The organism is Pengzhenrongella frigida (assembly GCF_004168625.1).
Taxonomy (GTDB): Bacteria; Actinomycetota; Actinomycetes; order Actinomycetales; family Cellulomonadaceae; genus Pengzhenrongella; species Pengzhenrongella frigida.
Genome location: NZ_SDWW01000060.1, coordinates 1 through 19,775 on the forward strand (window position 1 = coordinate 1; position 19,775 = coordinate 19,775).

A 19,775-nucleotide genomic window follows, 5' to 3' on the forward strand; every position below is an offset into this window, starting at 1 on the left:
GGGCCAGCCGCGGGCGGTCATGTCGGGATACACCCCGGGTGCGAGGTCGTAGTCGACGGCGCGGATCTCGTCCACGACGACCCCGTGCTTGCGCATGATCGCTTCGCTGATGGCCATCAGGCCCGCGGTGTGCGAGATCTCGGGGGAGCGTTTGAGCGTGCAGTTGACGAACACCGCACGCAGGTCAGAGAAGTCGAGAGAGTCCATGGTCGCTCCCGTGGGGTGGTCGGCCGGAGTGGGCACTACTGCCGTGGCAGGACGGTGAGGACTCGAACGAGATGGTCGCGGAACTCGACCATGAAGTTGCTCAGGAAGGCCGCAGTCGCGTCGTTGGTGACCTCGCCGTCGTCCAGGAAGACCTCGGGCGAGTAGTGGATGTAGGCCTCGGGTGCGGTCATCTGCCGGGCATTGCAGAAGCTGAGGACTGCGCGCAGGCTCTGCTGGGCGACCGCGGTGCCGATGGCGCCGATCGAGGCGCCGATGACGGCCGCGGGGATGTGGTCGAAGGAGTTCTGCCCCCACGGCCTCGAGGCCCAGTCGATCGCGTTCTTCAACGCTCCCGGGATGGACCGGTTGTACTCCGGGGTGACGAACAGGATTGCGTCGGCGCGGCCGATCGCCTCCTTCAGGGCGATCGCCTCCGGCGGGAAGTCGTCGTCGTAGTCCTGGCTGTAGAGCGGGAGGTCGCCGATCGGGATCTCGAAGAACTCGAGATTGTCGGGTGCGAGACGGACAAGTGCCTTGGACAGGATGCGGTTGATGGACTTCGACGAGAGGCTCCCGACGAAATAGCCGACTGTGTAGGTGGTCATGACTGCTCCTCGTCTTGATCCGATTCGACCCGATTTTCGATGGTACCCAGCGCTCCGGAGCGAGGGAACGTCAGCGCCGGTCTCGGGCCCTCGCGTGGGGGCCCCGGCAGTACCTGGATCAGCAGGGACTCCCGCAACCGCGCCACGCGCGGTTTCCTTGGAGCATCCACCGCTCAGCAAACGCCCGAGAGAAGCCATGCCCGCTCGCACCGCCTCGTCCCCGTCCCGGACCTCGCACCCGACCGCGATCTTGACGATCATCCTGATCAGCTACGTGATGATCATCATCGACAACTCGATCATCATCACCGGCCTGCCTCGGATCCAGGACGATCTCGAGTTCTCGCCGACGGGTCTTTCGTGGGTCCAGAACGCCTACACCCTCACGTTCGGGGGCCTGCTCCTGCTCGGCGCCCGGGCCGGTGACCTCCTGGGGCGCCGCCGGGTGTTCCTCCTCGGGCTGACGTGGTTCACGCTCGCCTCGGTTGTTGTCGGCGCGGCCCCGTCCGGCGGCCTGCTCGTGGCTGCCCGTGCCATGCAGGGCGTGGGCTCCGCCATCCTGGCCCCATCCACCCTCGCCCTGCTCACCGCGACCTTTGCTGAGGGCCCTGCGCGCACCCGGGCCGTGGCTGCCTACGGTTCGGTGGCGGGGATAGGAGCGGCTCTCGGGCTGGTGCTCGGCGGCTTCATCGCCGCCTGGCTGTCCTGGCGGGTCGGATTCTTCATCAACCTCCCGATCGGGGTCGTCCTGGTCTGGGCTGTGCGCCGGTACGTCCCCGTCACCGAGGGCAGGCCGGGCCGGCTGGACCTGACCGGTGCGTTCACCTCGACGCTGGGTATGACGTCGCTCGTCTACGGCATCGTCCGCTCTGCGGACACCGGCTGGGACGACCTGGGAACGCTTGCCGCCCTGGTCGCCGGGGCACTGCTCTTGGCCGGGTTCGTCGTGGTCGAGTCGCGCGTGGCGCAGCCGATCATGCCGCTGAGGCTGTTTGCGAGCCGGGAGCGCAACGGTGCCTACGCCGCCCGCCTGCTGTTCATCGGGGCGATGATCAGCTACTTCCTCTTCCTGTCCCAGTTCCTGCAGGGCGTCTTCGGGTACACCCCGCTGCAGGCGGGCGCGGCCTTCCTGCCGATGACGATCATCAACTTCGCCGTCGCGCTGACCGTCCCGCGCCTGACGGCAACCATGGGCGGGCCGCGCCTGCTGGCGCTCGGGGTGGCGGTCACGTTCGTCGGCATGGCCTGGCTGAGTCGCCTGGGAACCGACGGCTCCTACCTCGTGAGCATCGCGTTGCCCCTCGTCCTCATCGGTGCGGGCCAGGGGTTTGCGTTCGGACCCTTGACGGCAGCCGGCATCTCGGGGGTCACCGCGCGGGACGCCGGTGCCGCGTCCGGTGTGATCAACGCCGCCCACCAGCTCGGGGGAGCGCTGGGCCTGGGCGTCCTGGTGACCGTCGCGGCGGCCGCGACGTCCGGCAGCAGCGCCGTCGAACGTCTGGCGAGCGGTGTCACCGCCGCGCTCACCGGCAGCGCGGTGATGCTCGCCCTCGCGCTGGCTCTGGTGCTGCTGCTCATCGTCCGTCGGCGACCGGGGTCCCGGCCGGGCCCGCCGGTGCCCCAGGTGGTGGCCGGTGAGCTGCGCCCGCGGCGCACCGTGGTTCAAGTGCCCGGATCTCAGATACCGACAGGACGACGATGATGACGACGTGGACCAGCAACGAGCTGACGAAGATCGGGCGGGCGGAGGAGCTGCAGATCGCCTCGACCCGACCGGACGGAACCCTGCGACCGTATGTGACTGTCTGGACCGTGCAGGCCGGAGATGACCTGTACGTGCGCTCGGCCTACGGCTCGACCAACCCCTGGTTCGTCCGTGCGCAGGCCAGCGGCACCGGGCGTATCCGCGCAGGTGGCCTCGAGCGCGACGTGACCTTCGCCGAGGTGGGCGCGACCGTGCAGGCCGCGATCGACGCTGCCTATCACGCCAAGTACGACCGGTACGGGCCGCAGATCGTGGGCAGCGTCGTGGGCCCCCGGGCACACCCGGTGACCATTCGCCTTCTGCCCCGCTGACGTCAGAGGCCGACCATGCCCAGCCCGGCATCGTTGTAGCGGTTGCCGTGCACACCGAGCCGGGCGGCGAGGCCGTCGAGGTCGGCGACGTCGTCGGCGGACAGCGGGACCTGGGTCGCGCCGGCGTTCTCCTCGACGCGTTCGAGGCGGCGGGTGCCGGGGATCGGCACGATCCACGGCTGCTGGGCGAGCAGCCAGGCCAGCGCGATCTGTCCCGGGGTGACGCCCTTGGCCGCGGCGAGGGCGCGCACGTGCTCGACGATGGCGGCGTTCACGTCACGGTTCTCCGGGGTGAAGCGGGGGATGGTCCGGCGGATGTCGCCGTCGGCGAAGGTCGTGGTGGGGGTGACGGTCCCGGTGAGGAAGCCCTTGCCGAGCGGGCTGAACGGGACGAAGCCGATACCGAGCTCGGCGCAGGCGGGTAGCACCTCCGGCTCGGGATCGCGGGTCCACAGCGAGTACTCGGACTGGACCGCGGTGACCGGGTGGACGGCGTGGGCGCGACGGATCGTGCCGGCGCCGGCCTCTGACAGCCTGAAATGGCGGACCTTACCGGCCTCCACGAGCTCCTTGACCGTCCCGGCGACGTCCTCGATGGGCACGGCCGGGTCGACGCGGTGCTGGTAGAACAGGTCGATGACGTCGGTGCGGAGCCGGCGCAGGGACGCGTCGGCGACCCGGCGAATCTGCTCGGGCCGCGAGTTCACCCCCCGCATCTGCCCGTCGACGATGTTCCAGCCGAACTTCGTGGCGATCACCACCTGGTCGCGCACCGGCTCCAAGGCCTCGCCGACGAGCTCCTCGTTGACGTACGGGCCGTAGACCTCGGCGGTGTCGATGAAGGTGATGCCCCGTTCGACCGCGCCGCGCAGCACGGCGACCATGTCGTCGCGGTCGCCGGGGTTGGGGCCGTAGCCCTGGGACATGCCCATGGCTCCGAGGCCGAGGGCCGAGACCGCAAGGCCCTGGCCGAGGGTGCGAGTGTGCATGGTCGTCTCCTTCTCGATGCGGGGTGGTCGACGTCGGTCAGCGCTGCAGGTACTCCACGTCGCTGACGTGTTCGCCCCAGGTCGCGTCGGGTTCGTCGCTGTCGGAGCTCTCCCACATGGCCAGGTGCGACATGAAGTGCTCGGGGGTGGCACCGTGCCAGTGCCACTGGCCGGGAGGGGTGTGGACGGTCTGGCCGGGCCGCATCTCGATGACCTCGCCGCCCCCTGGCCTGGACCAGGCCGACGCCGTCGGTGACGTGCAGGGTCTGGCCCGTCGCGTGGCGGTGCCAGGCGGTGCGCGCCCCGGGCGCGAACCGCACGATGTTCACGCGCAGGCGCGAGGGAGCAACCCCCGCGGCGATCACGTCGAACCAGACGTCACCGGTGAACAGCGCCGCGGGGCCGTGCGTCGAGGGCTGCTTGGCCTGGATCTCCATGGTCGTGCTCCTTGGTGGGGGTCGTCCGACTGCGGCGGGGTCACGGGGTGACGAGGACCTTGAGGGCTTCGCGGGCATCCATGGCCTTGTAGCCCACGGCCACGTCGTCGAGGTTCACGGTCCGGTCGAACACACGGCCAGGGTTGATGCGGCCGGCCAGCACGTCCGGGAGGGCCTGCTCGATGTAGGCACGCACGGGCGCGGGACCGCCGGTGAGGGTCGCGTTCTTGCCGAACAGCGAGCCGAACCCGATCGGGGCTGCCTCGTACTGCGGCACGCCGACCCGGCTGATCACGCCGCCGGGGCGGACCACGCCGTAGGCCATCTCGTAGGCAGGCATGAGGCCGACGGCCTCGAGCACGACGTGCGTGCCCTCACCGCGGGTGAGCTCGAGGACCTTGGCGATGCCCTCCTCTCCACGCTCGGCGACCACGTCGGTGGCGCCGAACTCGCGACCCAGGTCGGTGCGTGAGGCGTGGCGTCCCATGAGGATGATGCGCTCGGCGCCCAGCTGCTTGGCGGCCAGCACCGCGGACAGGCCCACGGCGCCGTCGCCGATCACGGTGACGGTCGTGCGGGCGGTCACCTTGCCCATGTGGGCCGCGTGGTACCCGGTGAGGTAGACGTCGGAGAGGGTCAGCAGCGAGGGCAGCAGCGTCTGGTCCGTGTCTTCCAGGGCGGAGCCGGTCGTGACCAGGGTGCCGTCGGCCTGGGGCACGCGGATCGCCTCGGCCTGGCCACCACCCACACCGCCCGCGCCGTACCACCCGCCGTGCACGCAGGAGGTCTGGACGCCCTCGCGGCAGAACTGGCAGGTGTTGTCCTGGAAGGCGAACGGGGAGATGACGAAGTCGCCCTTGCGCACCGTCGTCACCTCGCGGCCGGTCTCCTCCACCACGCCGAGGAACTCGTGGCCCATCGGCACGCCCGTGCCCGTGGCGGGCATGCCGTGGTACGGGTGCAGGTCGGAGCCGCAGACGCAGGCGAGCACGACCCGCACGATCGCGTCGGTCGGCGCCTGGATCGTCGGATCGGGCACGTTCTCGACCCGCACGTCGCCCGCGCCGTACATGAATGTCGCTCGCATGTGTCCTCCAGGGACGAGATCAACGTTCGAAGGACGCGCCGTCTACTGCGCGCCCGGTTGCCTCCAGACAACACGTCCCGCGGACGACGGGGGAGTCCCTGCTGGTGCAGGTACTGGCAGGGCCTGTCTGTTCGATCGCCGTCGCCGTACCGTCGTCGCATGGACAACCGTGAAGAGATCCGGGACTTCTTGGCCACCCGACGCGCCAAGATCACCCCCGCGCAGGCGGGCCTCCCGGTCTACGGCACCCACCGACGGGTGCTCGGGCTGCGACGCGAAGAGGTCGCCATGCTGGCCGGCGTCAGTGTCGACTACTACACCCGGCTCGAGCGCGGGAACCTCAACGGGGTGTCCGAGTCCGTCCTGGACGCCCTGGCCACGGCCCTGCAGCTCGACGAGGCCGAACGGATCCACCTGTACGACCTCGCCCGGGCGGCGCGAGCGACTCCGGCCACCCGCGCCCGGCGGCGCGCCCCCCAGTCTCGGATCCGCCCGAGCGTGCAGGCCATGCTCGACGCCATGACTGGCGCCCCGGCGCTGGTGCGCAACGATCGCCTGGACATCCTGGCCACGAACCCGCTCGGCCGGGCGCTGTACTCGGAGCTCTACCGCGATCCGGTCCGCCCCGCCAACCACGCCCGGTACGCCTTCCTCGACCCCGGCGCGCACGACTTCTGGATCGACTGGGAGCGCGCGGCGGACGACACCGTCGGCGTCCTTCGAGCCCAGGCCGGACGCAACCCGTACGACCGGTCGCTGTCCGACCTCGTCGGGGAGCTGTCGACCCGCAGCGAGGAGTTCCGCACCCGCTGGGCGGCGCACAACGTCCGCCTGCACCGCACCGGGAACAAGCTCATCAATCACCCCGTCGTCGGACGCCTCGAGCTGATGTACGACACCCTGCCGATGCCGGCCGACCCCGGCCTGACGATGCTCGTCTACACCGCGGCACCGGGCACCACGGCCGCAGACGCGCTGCAGCTGCTGGCCAGCTGGGCCGCGACGACCATCCAGGGCGAGGGCGTGCCCGCGCCCGACCGGACCTGACGGCGCGTCCCCTCACGGTGGCTGCGTGGACTCCCGGTCGCGGACCGCGGACGGGAGCGAGGGCACGAGGCGCAGCGCGTCCCTGACGAACACCGTGATCTGTGCGGGATCCACCGTGGTCACGACGACGCCGAAGATCATCCTCTGGGCGAGCAGCACGTCGTCCGTGGTGAGCCGGTGGTCGACGACGCCTGCCTCGCGGGCGGGCGGCAGCGTCGCGTCGAGCATCGACCGCAGGCGACGCTCCCCGTCGTCCTGCGCCAGCTGCCGGCGGGAGTCGACGGCCAGCTCGACGAACGCGGACGCTTCGATGGTCATCTCGACCAGCCGGCGCCACAGGCGCTCGAAGGCCTCGGCCCCGGGCACCGCGGCGATCGTCTCCAGCTCGTCGATGTTCTGCGCGAAGACGGCGCGGGCCAGATCCAGGCGGGTGGGGAAGTGCCGGTAGAGGACGCCCTGCCCGACGCCCGCCTCCCGGGCCACGGCGTTCAGGGGCGCGTGGTAGCCCTGCGCGGCGAACACGCGTCGGGCGGCGTCGAGCAGGGCGTGACGGTTGGCCGCCGCGGCAGCGGGACCCCTGTTGCTCTTGCGCGGTTCGGCTGGCATGCTCGCATCCTACGTACCGGACAGGGCTGTCCGGATAGAGAGGGAGCTGACCGTGTCCCAGGTGCCGGAGCGCGTGTTCGATGAGACGTACGACGTCGTGGTGGTCGGCAGCGGTGGGGCGGGCTTCGCCACCGCCCTCGGCGCGGTCGATGAAGGCTTGACCGTTCTCATCCTGGAGTCGACCGACAAGTGGGGCGGCAGCACCGCCATGTCCGGCGGCGGGATGTGGCTGCCGGACAACCCGCTGATGCGGCGCGCCGGGGCCGGCGACTCGAGGGCCGATGCACTGACGTACATGGACGCGACCGTCGGCGACGAGGGGCGCGCGTCCAGTGACGAGCGCAAGGCGGCCTTCGTCGACGGCGTCGAGGACCTCGTCACCACCGCCGAGAAGCACGGGATGCGTTTCGTGCGTGCTCCCGACTATCCCGACTACTACCCCGAGCTGCCCGGCGGCAAGATCGGGCGGGCCATCGAGTCCGTCCCGTTCGACCGCCGGCAGATCGGTGCGTGGTGGAGCAGCTGCCGGGCCCTGATGCCGCTGCCGCTGCTGACCAGCGACATGTGGGAGCTCGAGCGCTCCTGGGTGACCCCCAGCGGGTTTCGGCGCGGCGCCCAGTTCGTCGGGCGGGTGGCTGGCGGGCTCGCGCGCGGTCGCCTGCTGGTGGGGATCGGCGCCGGGCTCGCGTGTTCGTTCCTCGACGCCGTGGTCCAGAAGCAGGGCGGGCACCTGTGGCTCGAGGCGCCGCTCGAGGAGCTCCTCATCGACTCCGGCCGGGTCGTGGGCGTCCGCACGACCCGGGCCGGTCGGTCTGTGACCGTCCGCGCTCGCCGCGGGGTGATGCTCGCGTCGGGCGGCTTCGACCACAACGTCGACCTGCGCCAGAAGCACCACGGCATCGACGGGGCGCCGTCGGGCAATCCGGGCAACCTGGGCCTGCCGATCGCGCTCGCCCATGAGGCGGGTGCGGCGTTGGAGCTCATGGACGATGCGTGGTGGGGCGCCTCGACGGCCGCCCCCGAGGGGCACGACCCCAGCTTCCTCGTCGGCGAGCGCTCGCTGCCGTACTCGATCATCGTGGACGGCCGGGGGGACCGGTTCGCGAACGAGTCGGAGTCGTACGTCGATCTGGGGCATCACATGCTCGAGCACGACAAGGACGGCGCCTACTGGCTGGTGGCCGACGCTCACCACGCGCGCCGGTACCTGCGCAGCTATGCGATGGATCCCCGGGTGACCAAGGCGATGGCCGCGCAGGGCCTGGCGGCCAAGGCCGGCTCGATCGGCGAGCTCGCGACGGCGATCGGGCTCGACCCGGCGCGGCTGGTGGCGACGGTCGACCGGTTCAACGGCCAGGCGCGGGCCGGGATCGACGGCGACTTCGGACGCGGGAACTCGGCCTACGACCGCTACTACAGCGACCCGACCGTCCACCCGAACCCCAACCTCGGTCCGCTCGAGAAGGGCCCGTTCACCGCGGTGAAGATCGTCATCGGTGACCTGGGCACCAAGGGGGGCGTGCTGACCGACGTCGACGGGCGTGCCCTGCGCGAGGACGGCACCGTCCTCGACGGGCTCTACGCCGCCGGCAACGCGTCGGCCTCAGTGATGGGCCGGACCTACCCCGGACCCGGCTCGACGATCGGCCCGGCGACCGTCTTCGGCTTGCGGGCCGCGCGGCACATGGCACGCACCGGAGACTGAGGGCAGGGTGCGTCGCGAGTGCTCACGGCTGCCGATGGCGATGGCGAGGGCAATGAGGATGAGAATCGCCGCGACGACGAACGTGAGGCGCATCCCGGTGGCAACCGCCTCGGGGCTCGCCGCCAAGACGTCGGTGGTGGCCGATCCGTGAGCGAAGATGGCGGCCATCACGGATGCGCCGGTGATGAGTCCGAGATTGCGGGACAGATTGAGCAGGCCGGAGGTGACGCCCCGCTGGTCCGACCGAGTGCTCGTCATGACGGCGGTGTTGTTGGCCGCCTGGAACATGGCGTAGCCCGCGGTGATGACGACGAGCGGGGCGATGTAGCCCGGGACGTGGAACATCGTGGCCAGCGCGGGCACGATGGCGGAGCCGACGGCCATCGCAAGGAGCCCGACGATGCTCATGCGGTGGGCGCCGAGCCGGTCGACGAATCGACCGGCCGGCATTCCCGTCAGCGCGGCGACGACGGGACCGGATGACATGACGAGGCCGACCTGGGCTGCGTCCAGCGCAAGCGCTCCGGAGAGGTAGAACGGGCCGACCACCAGCGTCGCCATCACCACGGTCGTGACCAACGTGCTCATGGCAAAGCCTGCGCTCAGCGCCGGGTTTCGGAACATCGCCCATCGGATCAGCGGTGCTGCCGCGCGCGTCTCGGCGCGCACGAACAGGCTGACTCCGACGGCGGCGGCGAGCAGCAGGGCCAGGTTGAGCGGGCCGAAGGTGCCGCGCCCCAGCGTCATGGCCGTGGCGTACGCCGCGAGCGAGAGCGCGAGCAGCAGCGTGCCCGGGATGTCGAAACTGACCCGGTCGGGTGTCTGTTCTTGGCCGTCGAGGGGCAGATGGCGATGGGCAAGGAGCAACGCCACGATGCCCAGCGGAACGGTGACCAGGAACATCGCGCGCCAGCTCAGGCCGGCGATCAGGACGCCACCGAGCGCTGGACCGATCGCGGTGCCGATCGCTGACATGCTCCCGAGCAGCCCCATGGCGCTGCCGGTCCTTTCCGCCGGCACGGTCTCGCCGACGAGGGCCATGGTCAGGGCCATCATGACGGCGGCGCCGAGACCCTGTGCCGCTCGGGCTGCGATCAGCAACCCGAGGGTCGGCGCGGTGCCGCACAGGGCCGAGGCTGCTGTGAACAGTGCGACTCCAGCCAGGAGGAGCCGTCGGCGGCCGATGATGTCCCCGATCCGTCCGACGCTGACGACCACGGTGGTGATGGCCAGCAGGTAGGCGAGAACGACCCATTGGACGTCCTGGAACGACGCGGAGAATGCCTGCGCCAGCGACGGCAGACCGACGTTGGCAATGCTCGTCCCGAGCGAGGCGAGCAGCATGGTGAGCGACAGCCCGACGAGCGCCCATCGCACCGAGGGTGTCCCCTTCGCTCGGGACGCGATCATCGGGCCAGGCTGCACCCCCTCGGACAGCGAACCGGAATCCTCGTGGAGCGGGGCGGCGACGGGGGATCTGCTCATGGTCGAGGGTGCTCCGGCACCTGACGAAGCAACAACAATCGTTGCCGTTTCCGGGAACCACGAGTGAGAATGCGCGCATGGACACGTCGGCAGCGATGGCTGCAACGCTCGACCAGGTCGGCCCACGGTTGAAGCGGCTGCGGTCCGAGCGAGGTGTCACGCTCACCGCGCTCGCCGAGGCGACGGGCATCTCCAAGAGCACGCTGTCGCGCCTGGAGACGGGCCAGCGCCGCCCGAGCCTGGAGCTCCTGCTACCGCTCGTGCACGCCTACCGGGTGCCGCTCGACGAGCTCGTCGGCGCACCCGAGGTCGGTGACCCTCGGGTGCGCCTGAAGCCGAGGCGGGCGAACGGTCGCACGGTCGTTCCCCTGACCGGCCAGCCCGGTGGCATCCAGGCGTGGAAGATCATCATCCCCACGACCACGTCGGAGCCGGATCCTCGCGCCCACGAAGGGTACGAGTGGCTGTACGTCCTGTCCGGACGCATGCGCCTCATCCTCGGGGCCCACGACCTCGTGCTCGGTCCTGGCGAGGTCGCCGAGTTCGACACCCAGGTGCCCCACTGGTTCGGCAGCACGGGCGAGCACCCGGTGGAGGTCTTGAGCCTCTTCGGTCGTCAGGGGGAGCGCATGCACGTCAGCGCAAAGTCACGGAGCGATCCGACCGGCTGAGGCGGGAGGGTCGACGGCCTCGACCGAGATCAGGGTGACGCCCAGGTCTCGGACCCTGGTGAGCAGCCCGTGCAGCTCGGCCTGATCCGAGACGACGCCGGACAGGCTCGTCGTCCCGTCGGCCTCATGGGTCAGCTCGAGGCCACCGAACCACGCCGACCAGTGCCGGTCGAGGTGCCCCGCGACCCGGAGCCGGTAGCAGCTCGGCGACGGTCCGTGCGGAGGCCGGGTCATGAGGACCCGACCGTCGCGGTCGCGGCGGCGGCTCGGCGGCGCCTGGTCCGGGGCCCACGGTGCCGGCGGATGACGTACTCGGCGACGGCGAGGTTGATGGCCCAGCCCGCGCCCAGCATGAGGTCGGTGACCAGGTCGCTGGTGCCGAGTACTGCGTGCCCGAGGCCCAGGGTGAACGTCTGGGTGCCGGCGCCCAGCGCGAGAGCGTAGGCGCGGGTCATCCATGCCCGGTGCCGGCCGACGTCACCGCGGCGGATCGCGGCGAAGCCCAGGATGATGCTGGCGGCCATGCCCGACCCGAACGCGAGCCGGAAGACGTAGGCCAGCTCGCCGGTGCCGGGTTGTCGGGGGTAGAACAGCGTCATCCACAGGGCCGAGAAGGCCACTCCCAGGCCCAGCACCACCAGCACGCGCCCGGCCAGGCGATGCCAGCCGGGTCGACGGCGTCGCAGCGCGGCGGAGAACTGGAAGGCGCCGAGGGCGGCATACGCGACGGCGCAGACGATGTGCACGACCACGGGCGCGGGCGACGCGGTCATCCGCGGGTTCGCCGGCAGCAGGAGCGGGCCGCCGGCCAGCTCGACCAGGCGGAGCGAGCCGGCGACGGCGGGGATCAGCACGAGGGCGACGAGCGCGAACGGCACCCACCCGGTCGACCCGGCCGACCCGGCCGACCGGGTCGACCGGGTGGGGCGGGCCGCGGCGGGGACGGTCACTTGGCGCCGGCCGGGTCGAGGCGCGAGCTGACGGCGTCGGGCAGCGGACGACCGGCCGGGGTGCGCTGGTCGCGCCACAGGGAGTAGCCGAGGCCGACCAGGGCGACGCCGGTCGGGATGGCGAACAGCCTGAAGTTCACCTGCGGCAGCAGGGGGATCGCGAGGGTGGCGACGGCGCCGACGGCGAGGAGCGCGGCGGCCCACCGCGCGAGGATGCGGGCGCGGAACAGGGCGATGCCGAAGAGGAAGCCGCCGGCCAGGTAGAGCATGCCGTCGAGGTTGATGAGGGACTGCATCAGGCCGAGGTCGCCGGCCGCATGGCCGCCGGGAACGGCCACGGCGAGGACGTCCGTGACGTAGCCGGGTGAGGTGCCGGCGATGGTGGGCAGGACGACGGCGCCGGCGACTTCGATGCTCACCATGAAGACGAAGCCGAGGGCGAGCACGAGGTACCCGATCAGGCCGAGCACTCCGGTGCGCTTCACCTGGCGCAGGTACATCCCGGTGATGCCGGCGAGCGACAGGACGGCGAAGAGCGCCTTCATGCTCTGGCGAACCTTCCACTCGGTCGTGGAGATGAAGTCGAGGTCCAGGTGGGGGTGGTTGATCTGGACGCCGAGGTACAGCAGGCCCCCGACGACGGCGGCGACGCCGGCCGCGCGGGTGAGGGTGGTGGTCGTGATGGTCATGTCCGGCACCTTCGCTTCTGGAGTGTCCGCGGCGGGCGCTGCGGGATGACTCGAAGGTAGGGATGGGCGTGGTGACCGGACATCACCACATGATGTGAACGACGTGGTGAGACCTGCCGCCCCCGGACCGGTCTACAGCAGGCCGCGCTCGCGTGCCCGGCCGACCGCCGCCCGGCGGGTGGTGACCTCGAGCTTGGTGAAGATGCGCTTGGTGTGGCTGCGCAGCGTGTTCAGGGTGACGAACAGCTCGCGGGCAATCTGCGGCCCGGTCAGCTCGCTGTCGAGCAGCCTCAGCACCTGCAGCTCGCGCTCGCTCAACGGGTCGGCTGACGACGGCGCGGGGCGACCGGAGCCGGTGGCGCCAGATTCGCGGGCGTCGTCGACGGGTGCACCGAGGCCGAGCAGGCGACGCGCGTGGTCACCCGCGAGGCCCCCGGGGTCGGCGGCGCGCAGCAGCTCACGCAGGGCGGAGCCCTCGTCCAGGAAGAGCCGCGCGTAGCCGACCGGCTCAGGCGCCTGCGCCCAGGCGTCACCGAGGGACCGCAGAGCCTGCGGCCGATCTCCCTGCGCGTCCTGCGCCAGCGCGATGAGCATCTGGATCTCGACGAGACTTCCGTGGCGTCCCGACGTCGTGCCGGCGTCGCGCAGCCGCGCCAACAGGCGCACCGCCTGGCCGAGCGCGTCGGGGTCGGGGTTCTCCCGGTGCTGAGCGAGGAGCAGTCGCACCAGCGTGAGGTGATCGAACTCGCGCAGATAGGTCGCCTCGTCCGTGGCCGCCACGCCTCGGTCGTGCGCCCAGCCGGCGGCCCGCGACAGCTCGCCCTGCGCGATCCAGACCCGGGCCTTGATCGCCGCGATCGGACGCACGTCCGGGAAGAAGCCGCGCAGGTAGAGCCGCTCGGCCTGGTCCAGGAGGGCCAGCGCCCGTTCCGGGTCACCCTCGGCCGCGGCGACGCGTCCCATCGCCACGAACCAGCGGTAGCGGCTCTCGGTCATCGACGCGCGCTGGTCGAACGCCGCGGCGGTCTCGAGGTGGCGCCCGGCACCCGCAAGGTCTCCCGCCTCGAGGTCCAGCTCGCTGAGCCCTACGTGCAGGTCGGGGGTGGCCCGCAGGATGGGCTCGCCGCGGGCCTGCGCCACCTGAAGTGCGTGCTCGTAGAGTCGGCGCGCGGTGCTGGGTCGACCGGCCGCGAGCCACATGTCAGCGAGCACCGCGGTGCTGCTCAGCTCGTCGACGAGGTTGCCGCCCGCGTGCAGGCTCGCCACCGCCTGCGTGAACGTCGCCAGCGCCCTGGACACGTCGCCCCTCGCCCAGGCGGCGAGGCCGAGGAACCCGGCGGCACCGCCGCGCGCGAGGTGGTCGTCGGGCCCGGCCAGGCCGAGCGCGCGCCGAGCGTGCTCCTCCGTTCCCGTCACATCGCCGCGCGCCTGCGCGATCGAGGCGCGGTAGATGGCGATGGTCGCCGGCAACGTGCGCAGCTCCTCGGTCTTCGCCCACGGCGGAGCCTCGCCGTCCGGGACGGCCGCCATCGCCCGTTCCGCTTCGTCGAATCGTGGCTCGGCCGCGTCATGGTCGCCGGCGACCATGAGCATGTAGCCGTAGAAGACACTGAGCACGGGGCTGCGCCGGACGGCGTCGTCGGGCAGCAACGTGAGCCAGCCGAGCATGATCGGGTCCTGCCGGTCGCGCCGGATCGCCGGCGCCGCCAGCTCCATGAGGTGCACCGCCCGGTCGAAGTCACGGGCGGCCAGCGCATGCCGGACCGCGTCCTGCACCAGATCGTGGCTCTCGAACCAGCGGCTGGCGCGCTCGTGCAGCCGCGGAACCAGCTCGGGCTGCTCGCTGAGCAGACGCGCCCGCAGCACATCGGCGAACAGGTGGTGGTAGCGATACCACTGGCGTGAGTCGTCCAAGGGGACGAGGAAGAGGTTGGCCCGTTCGAGGATCGCCAGCTGGCGGCTGCCGTCCTGGCGGCCGACGACGGCGTCGCAGAGCGGACCCGTGAGCCGGTCGAGGATCGAGGAGTGCAGCAGGAACTCGCGCACGGGTTCGCTCTGGTGCGCGAGCACCTCCTCCACGAGGTAGTCGACGATGTACCGGTCGGTTCCGGCGAACCGGGCGATGAAGCTGCCGACGTCCTCGCGCCCCTGGATCGAGAGGGCGGCGAGCTGCAGGGCGGCGATCCACCCCTCGGTGCGCGCCTCGAGGACGTCCACGTCCCCGGCGGTCAGGCGCAGGCCGGTCGCCTCGTTGAGGTACGCGGCCGCCTCGTCGGACGTGAACCGCAGGTCGGCGGCGCGGATCTCGACCATCTCCCCGCGGGCCCGCCACCGGGCCAGCGGCAGGTCCGGGTTGGCGCGGGTGCTGAGCACGACGTGGACGTGCGGCGGCAGGTGCTCCAGCAGGAAGGCCATCCCGTGGCCGACGTCGTGGTTGTCCGCCAGGTGGTAGTCGTCGAGGACGAGCCACACCTCGGTCGGCGTGTCGGCCAGGTCGTTCAGCAACGTGGTGAGCACGAGTTCGGTCGGCAGGGGGGAGGTGCCGATGAGGTCCAGTGCGGCCGAGCCAACGGCTGGCACGGCGCCCTGGAGCGCGGTCGCGACGTAGGTCCAGAAGGACGCGGGCTCGCTGTCCGAGGCATCGACGGAGAGCCATGCCACGCACCGATCCCCACCGGGAGCGTCGGTGAGCCAGTCGGCCAGCAGCGTCGTCTTGCCGAAACCCGCCGGGGCGGACACCAGCGTCAGCCGCGTGCCGGCACCGCGACGCATCCTGTCCAGCAGTCGTGGGCGTGCTACCAGACCGCGCCGCAGCTGCGGGACGTACAACTTCGTCGCAATCAGCGGGCCTGCCACACCATCCCCATTCCAGGGCGTCAAACCGCGTCCGAGGAGCGTGTCGCCGCCAACGCTACCGGGCAGGGGGCTGGCTAGAGGCCGCGGGTCGCGTGGGCATGGCTGGCGGCCACGATGCCGCGGACCGTGGCGAGCTCGTCGTGGTCGCGGGGTCCGTAGATGAGCATGAAGCCGGGGGAGAGGCGGGTGCCGGCCCACATGTGGGGTCGGCCCCAGCCCTTCGTCGACACGTCGGCGGCCAGCGCCGAGGGCAGGGCCAGGTGCAGGGAGCCGTCGTAGGCCGGATGCAGATGGGCGAACTCCGCGACCTGCGGGACGAGGAATGCCTGCTCGTCGTCGGAGCCCTCACCCAGGGTGAAGGCGCGCGCGCCGGGCACCGAGATGTGCGAGGGACCGACGTTCACGCCGGGCAGCGTCCGGATCTCCTCGAACAGCTGCTCTTGCAGGTCCGCGGGAGCGTTCTGGGTCTGTTGCTGCTGCGGGATCGTCCAGGACACCTCCGGTCGCGGGCCGCGTCGCTCGGGAAGCTCGCCGAGCGCGAGCGTGGGCCAGCCGCGGTCGGTGTCTGGTGCGGCATCCGGCGTCGCGGGATGGTGGGCGACGAAGGCGAGCCGGTGAGCGACCCAGTCGCCGAGCCGGTGAACCGTCTCCGCGGTGAGCTGGTGGCCCCCCGGCTGACGCTGCGCGACGGTGGGCGCACCGGACTCGGCCAGCAGGTAGCTCCACGTCCGGTCGAGGAGCTCGCGCGGGATGACGTGGTCACCGTCGCCCTGCGCCACGAACACGGGCAGGTTGGCCAGTCGGCCCGCGACGGTGGGCAGGCCGGCATCGAACGGCAGGGTGCCGTACAGGATGCCCGCCCCCGCATACCGCGAGGGATCGTCCAGCACCAGGCCACCGGCGAAGGCGGCCCCGCCGCTGAAGCCGACCAGGACTACCGGTCGGCCCGTCGGCGCGGCGTCGTCGAGCCAGGAGCGGAACCAGTCCATCGTGCTGCGCAGCGAGCCGGCGACGGGGCGACCGATCCCTCGGTTGGCGAACCAGGCGAACCCGCCGCCCTCGGCGATCGGTGCCCGCACCGCCGCGTAGGTCGGCCCCGTCGGGAGGTGCGCGGCCAGACCGAGGATCTCGCGCTCGTCGGAACCGCGCCCGTGCAGCAGGACGACCAGGGGAGCCGACGGGTCGGTGCTGCCGTAGGTCGCGACGACAGGTGGCGTGAAGGTCATGTCAGGCAACGGCGCCGAAGCCGCCGGTCCAGGAGATCTTCTCGCTCGCGGCGAGGCCGATCTGCAGGAACCCGAGCGCTTCCAGCTCTCGGGCGCGCACGAGGGCACCGGCGTCGATCACGTTCAGCCCACCGGAGGTGATCACGTCCGTCAGGCTGGCCTTGGCCTCGGCGTCGTCGCCGGCGATCAGCACGGTGGTGGTCAGCGCGCCGACCGTGCCCGCAGCGAGGGTGCCGGCGAAGGTGGTGTTGAACGCCTTCACCACGCGCGACCGGGGGAGCGCGGCGGCGATCTCCGCGGTGGCGGAGCTGTCGGAGGGCACGGTCAGGGAGTCGAAGGTCTCGAAGTTCAGCGGGTTGGTGATGTCGACGACGACCTTCCCGGCGAGGCTGTCGCCGCGCTCTGCGAGCACCTCGGCCACGGCGGGATAGGGGACGGCGAGGACGACGATCTCGCCGTCGACCTGGGTGGCGGCGTCGGTGCGGCCCAGGAGCTGGACGGTGTGGCCGCCCCGGCCCGCGACCGCGGCGATGGCCTGGCCCATGTTGCCGGTGCCGATGATGGTGACGTGTGCCATGGAACTCTCCTCGGTAGTTAGTTGCTTGTTCAACTAACAGTGGACCTCTTTGGTTGTTCTGTCAAGTAAACGGGTAGGGTCGTGACCATGGACACGGTCTGGTTGAACGATGCGCAGCGTGCGGCCTGGGTCAAGCTGGTCGCGGTCGTGGAGCTCCTGCCCGGGGTGCTGGACACCCAGCTGCGACGCGACGCCGGCTTGACTCACTTCGAGTACTTCGTCCTCGCGATGCTCTCCGAGGCCCCCGAGCGCACGCTGCGGATGACCTCGCTCGCCGAGCGCACCAATGCCACGCTCCCGCGCCTGTCCCACGTCGTGCGCCGGCTCGAGGATCGCGAGCTGGTGCAACGGCGCCCGTGCCCGGAGGACGGTCGCGCGACGAATGCCCGGCTCACGGACGCGGGTTGGTCGGCGGTCGTGGCTGCGGCCCCCGGGCACGTCGCGAACGTGCGGCGGCACGTCATCGACGCGCTGAGCCCCGCGCAGGTGGGCCAGCTCGACGACATCATGGCGACGCTGCTCGAGCGGCTCGACCCGGACGCGCGCATGGCGCCGTGACCGACGAGCGCGTGACCGACGAGCGCGTGACCGACGAGCACTGACCGACCATCACCCGGCGTGCGGGTCGAGCAACTGGCAGATCGTGGTGAAGCTGTCGGGTTCGATCGAGTACCAGGTCTCCCGGCCCTCGCGCTCGCGCTCGACGAACCCGGCGTCGAACAGCACGCCCAGGTGGTGGCTGATCGTGGGCTGGGTGACGTCGAGCGACTCCACGAGGTCTCGGGTCAGCGCCCGCCCGCCGGGGGTGGAGCGGATCAGGCCGAGCAGCCTCAGGCGGACCGGGTCGGCCAGGACCTTCAGCGCCAGGGCCAGCTCCTGGGACTCCGGCGCCGTGAGAGCGCCCGCGAGCACGGGGGAGCAGCACATGGACTTCACCGACGACATCGTGGACTCGCGCACCTTGACTCTTTCATCGGTGTGTGTCTATCTTATGGACGTTCATCGATATGATATCAGGAGGAGTCATGGACCGTCTACTGGACGTCTTCGGTCGGGTCGGCCTCGACGTGTGGACCACGATCGAGCACAACTGGCCGTTCCTGCTGGCCAGCGTGGTGCTCGCCTCGGCGATCCAGGTCTTCGTCGGGACCGATCGGCTCGCCCGATGGCTGCGTGCCCGAACCTGGCTCGCCGTGGTGGGGGCCGTGGCGCTGGGGGCGCTCACCCCGTTCTGCTCGTGCGGGACGACCGCCGTCGTGCTGGGCGCGCTGGCGTCCTCGGTGCCCTGGGCCCCGGTCGTTGCCTTCATGGTCGCGTCCCCGCTGACCAGCCCGGCCGAGTACGTGCTGTCCGTCGGGCTCTTCGGGACCTCGTTCGCCACCACCTTCTTCGTGGCCGCCATTGTCATCGGCCTGGCCGCCGGCGCGGTGACGTCGATGGTCGAACGCGGCGGCGCTCTGGTCGGGCAGGCGCGCGTGCGCGCACCGCAGCCGGCTGCGGTCGGGAGTTGCGACGGCTCACCGCACCGCGGCTCGGACGCACTGACCGCCGGGGTGGACCTGCCGCCGGAGCGGCACGGGCGCCCCGGGCTGGTCGTGCTCGAGCCGGTGCCCGCCTCGTGCTGCTCGACCACCGACGTCGATCGAGCCGCGAGCTGTGCTGAGAGCTCCGGGTCGACGGCGCCCACGTCGCGGCTGGGGGAGTTCGCCCGGGCGCTCGCCCTCAACGGTCGCCGCCTCGTGGTCTTCTTCCTCGGCTTCGCTGCGCTCGGCTACCTGCTCATCGAGCTCATCCCGACCCAGGTCTTGACGACCTACCTCGGCGCCGACTCCTTGTGGTCGGTGCCGGTGGCAGCCACGCTCGGGATCCCGATCTACCTGAACACTGATGCGTCCTTGCCCCTGGTCGCCTCCTTCATGGCCGGCGGGATGGGGCCGGGGGCTGCCCTGGCGTTTCTCATCACCGGGGCCGGGACCAGCGTCGGAGCGATCAGCGGCATGCTGCTCATCGCGCGGTGGAAGGTCGTGGCCCTGGTCATCGCCTCGCTGTGGGTCGGCGCCCTGGTTCTCGGCTATCTGGCCCCGCTCTGGCTGTGAGGCACGAGCCGGCCGCGCGAGCGAGAACCTGCCGATCGTCTAGGCAGTTGGACAAGACCGAGTAGCACGTCGCTCGACGCCTCGGCCACCCCTCGCCGGTGCTTCCTGCTCCAGGTCCGACCTGAGCGCCTGGCGGAGTACGTCGCGGACCACCAGCGCGTCTGGCCCGAGATGCTCGAAGCCCTTTCGCGCACGGGGTGGCGCAACTACTCCCTGTTCGTGCGTGCGGAGGACGGCCTCGTCGTCGGCTACTTCGAGTCCGACGACGCCAGCGCCGCGGTACGCGGCATGGAGTCCGAGGACGTCAACCGCCGGTGGCAGGAGTCGATGGCGCAGTACTTCGTGCCCGGCGCCGCCATGGAGCAGGTGGAGCAGTACTTCTACCTGCCCTAGGGCGTGTCTCTTAATCCTGTAGCCAGGTGATGACTGCGGCCAGGAGTGCTGCTGCTCGGTAGACGATGGCGAG

The 19,775-nt window shown here is 71.2% G+C and carries 21 protein-coding genes and 1 pseudogene; 8 read left to right on the forward strand and 14 right to left on the reverse strand.

All coding sequences use genetic code 11. The features are described 5' to 3' along the window. Both EUA98_RS17650 and EUA98_RS17655 read right to left on the reverse strand, forming a co-directional pair. Positions 1-207 (reverse strand): annotated as a pseudogene (locus EUA98_RS17650) (flavodoxin family protein); the annotation flags it as partial. Between the two features lie 35 nt (positions 208-242). Continuing rightward, a complete protein-coding gene (locus tag EUA98_RS17655; RefSeq protein ID WP_130104012.1) occupies positions 243-812 on the reverse strand; it encodes an NADPH-dependent FMN reductase in 570 nt (189 codons plus the stop codon). A gap of 196 nt (positions 813-1,008) precedes the next feature. On the opposite strand from EUA98_RS17655, the gene EUA98_RS17660 reads away from it, so the two are divergent. Continuing rightward, positions 1,009-2,514, forward strand: a complete 1,506-nt coding sequence (locus EUA98_RS17660; RefSeq protein WP_130104013.1) for an MFS transporter — start codon at positions 1,009-1,011, stop codon at positions 2,512-2,514. Then, positions 2,514-2,888 (forward strand): DUF2255 family protein, encoded by a 375-nt coding sequence (locus tag EUA98_RS17665; RefSeq protein ID WP_207219138.1) that lies wholly within the window; start codon positions 2,514-2,516, stop codon positions 2,886-2,888. Before EUA98_RS17660 ends, EUA98_RS17665 begins: the two co-directional genes overlap by 1 nt. A 2-nt stretch (positions 2,889-2,890) precedes the next feature. Here EUA98_RS17665 and EUA98_RS17670 read toward each other — a convergent pair whose 3' ends face one another. The 3 genes from EUA98_RS17670 to EUA98_RS17680 form a co-directional block, all read right to left on the reverse strand. After that, positions 2,891-3,877 carry an aldo/keto reductase gene (locus EUA98_RS17670; protein WP_130104015.1) on the reverse strand — a complete coding sequence of 329 codons (987 nt, stop codon included), beginning with the start codon at positions 3,875-3,877 and terminating at the stop codon, positions 2,891-2,893. Between the two features lie 37 nt (positions 3,878-3,914). Next, positions 3,915-4,082 carry a cupin domain-containing protein gene (locus EUA98_RS20590; RefSeq protein WP_350339514.1) on the reverse strand — a complete coding sequence of 56 codons (168 nt, stop codon included), beginning with the start codon at positions 4,080-4,082 and terminating at the stop codon, positions 3,915-3,917. A gap of 272 nt (positions 4,083-4,354) precedes the next feature. Beyond that, positions 4,355-5,401: a zinc-binding dehydrogenase gene (locus EUA98_RS17680; RefSeq protein WP_207219139.1), complete on the reverse strand. Its 1,047-nt coding sequence runs from the start codon at positions 5,399-5,401 to the stop codon at positions 4,355-4,357. Between the two features lie 159 nt (positions 5,402-5,560). Between EUA98_RS17680 and EUA98_RS17685 the strand changes: the two genes are divergently transcribed. Further along, positions 5,561-6,448 (forward strand): helix-turn-helix transcriptional regulator, encoded by an 888-nt coding sequence (locus tag EUA98_RS17685; protein ID WP_130104016.1) that lies wholly within the window; start codon positions 5,561-5,563, stop codon positions 6,446-6,448. A 12-nt stretch (positions 6,449-6,460) separates the two neighbouring features. Here EUA98_RS17685 and EUA98_RS17690 read toward each other — a convergent pair whose 3' ends face one another. Further along, positions 6,461-7,054 (reverse strand): TetR/AcrR family transcriptional regulator, encoded by a 594-nt coding sequence (locus tag EUA98_RS17690; protein WP_130104017.1) that lies wholly within the window; start codon positions 7,052-7,054, stop codon positions 6,461-6,463. Positions 7,055-7,106: 52 nt separating this feature from the next. On the opposite strand from EUA98_RS17690, the gene EUA98_RS17695 reads away from it, so the two are divergent. Continuing rightward, the gene (locus EUA98_RS17695; protein WP_130104018.1) at positions 7,107-8,759 is read left to right on the forward strand and encodes an FAD-binding protein; all 1,653 of its coding nucleotides are present in this window, start codon (positions 7,107-7,109) and stop codon (positions 8,757-8,759) included. On the opposite strand, the gene EUA98_RS17700 is transcribed toward EUA98_RS17695, so the two are convergent. Further along, positions 8,658-10,244 (reverse strand): MFS transporter, encoded by a 1,587-nt coding sequence (locus EUA98_RS17700; RefSeq protein WP_207219140.1) that lies wholly within the window; start codon positions 10,242-10,244, stop codon positions 8,658-8,660. The genes EUA98_RS17695 and EUA98_RS17700 overlap by 102 nt on opposite strands. Positions 10,245-10,321: 77 nt before the next feature. Here EUA98_RS17700 and EUA98_RS17705 point away from each other — a divergent pair, with 77 nt between their 5' ends. Further along, positions 10,322-10,915: a helix-turn-helix domain-containing protein gene (locus tag EUA98_RS17705; RefSeq protein WP_130104019.1), complete on the forward strand. Its 594-nt coding sequence runs from the start codon at positions 10,322-10,324 to the stop codon at positions 10,913-10,915. On the opposite strand, the gene EUA98_RS17710 is transcribed toward EUA98_RS17705, so the two are convergent. The 6 genes from EUA98_RS17710 to EUA98_RS17735 all read right to left on the reverse strand — a co-directional run bounded on the left by EUA98_RS17710 (position 10,892) and on the right by EUA98_RS17735 (position 17,213). Then, on the reverse strand, positions 10,892-11,149 hold the full coding sequence (locus EUA98_RS17710) for a DUF8691 family protein (protein WP_130104020.1): 258 nt from the start codon (positions 11,147-11,149) through the stop codon (positions 10,892-10,894). The two genes, EUA98_RS17705 and EUA98_RS17710, sit on opposite strands and share 24 nt — an antisense overlap. Further along, a complete protein-coding gene (locus EUA98_RS17715; protein WP_207219141.1) occupies positions 11,146-11,865 on the reverse strand; it encodes a DUF2306 domain-containing protein in 720 nt (239 codons plus the stop codon). The genes EUA98_RS17710 and EUA98_RS17715 overlap by 4 nt, the downstream gene beginning before the upstream one ends. Continuing rightward, positions 11,862-12,554, reverse strand: coding sequence for a hypothetical protein (locus tag EUA98_RS17720; RefSeq protein ID WP_130104021.1), 693 nt, complete (start codon positions 12,552-12,554; stop codon positions 11,862-11,864). Before EUA98_RS17720 ends, EUA98_RS17715 begins: the two co-directional genes overlap by 4 nt. 132 nt (positions 12,555-12,686) lie before the next feature. Next, positions 12,687-15,326, reverse strand: a complete 2,640-nt coding sequence (locus EUA98_RS17725; RefSeq protein ID WP_242511680.1) for a winged helix-turn-helix domain-containing protein — start codon at positions 15,324-15,326, stop codon at positions 12,687-12,689. A 158-nt stretch (positions 15,327-15,484) separates the two neighbouring features. Beyond that, positions 15,485-16,636 carry a luciferase domain-containing protein gene (locus EUA98_RS17730; protein ID WP_130104023.1) on the reverse strand — a complete coding sequence of 384 codons (1,152 nt, stop codon included), beginning with the start codon at positions 16,634-16,636 and terminating at the stop codon, positions 15,485-15,487. Position 16,637: 1 nt separating this feature from the next. After that, entirely contained in the window at positions 16,638-17,213 is a 576-nt protein-coding gene (locus EUA98_RS17735) for an NADPH-dependent F420 reductase (protein ID WP_130104024.1), read from the reverse strand. A gap of 87 nt (positions 17,214-17,300) precedes the next feature. Between EUA98_RS17735 and EUA98_RS17740 the strand changes: the two genes are divergently transcribed. Beyond that, positions 17,301-17,771 (forward strand): MarR family winged helix-turn-helix transcriptional regulator, encoded by a 471-nt coding sequence (locus EUA98_RS17740; protein ID WP_130104025.1) that lies wholly within the window; start codon positions 17,301-17,303, stop codon positions 17,769-17,771. A 51-nt stretch (positions 17,772-17,822) separates the two neighbouring features. Here EUA98_RS17740 and EUA98_RS17745 read toward each other — a convergent pair whose 3' ends face one another. Beyond that, positions 17,823-18,173 carry an ArsR/SmtB family transcription factor gene (locus tag EUA98_RS17745; RefSeq protein WP_242511681.1) on the reverse strand — a complete coding sequence of 117 codons (351 nt, stop codon included), beginning with the start codon at positions 18,171-18,173 and terminating at the stop codon, positions 17,823-17,825. A 65-nt stretch (positions 18,174-18,238) separates the two neighbouring features. Between EUA98_RS17745 and EUA98_RS17750 the strand changes: the two genes are divergently transcribed. Both EUA98_RS17750 and EUA98_RS17755 read left to right on the forward strand, forming a co-directional pair. Beyond that, entirely contained in the window at positions 18,239-19,309 is a 1,071-nt protein-coding gene (locus EUA98_RS17750; RefSeq protein WP_207219142.1) for a permease, read from the forward strand. 105 nt (positions 19,310-19,414) lie between these two features. Next, positions 19,415-19,702, forward strand: coding sequence for an L-rhamnose mutarotase (locus EUA98_RS17755; RefSeq protein ID WP_130104027.1), 288 nt, complete (start codon positions 19,415-19,417; stop codon positions 19,700-19,702). Positions 19,703-19,775 lie beyond the last annotated feature (73 nt).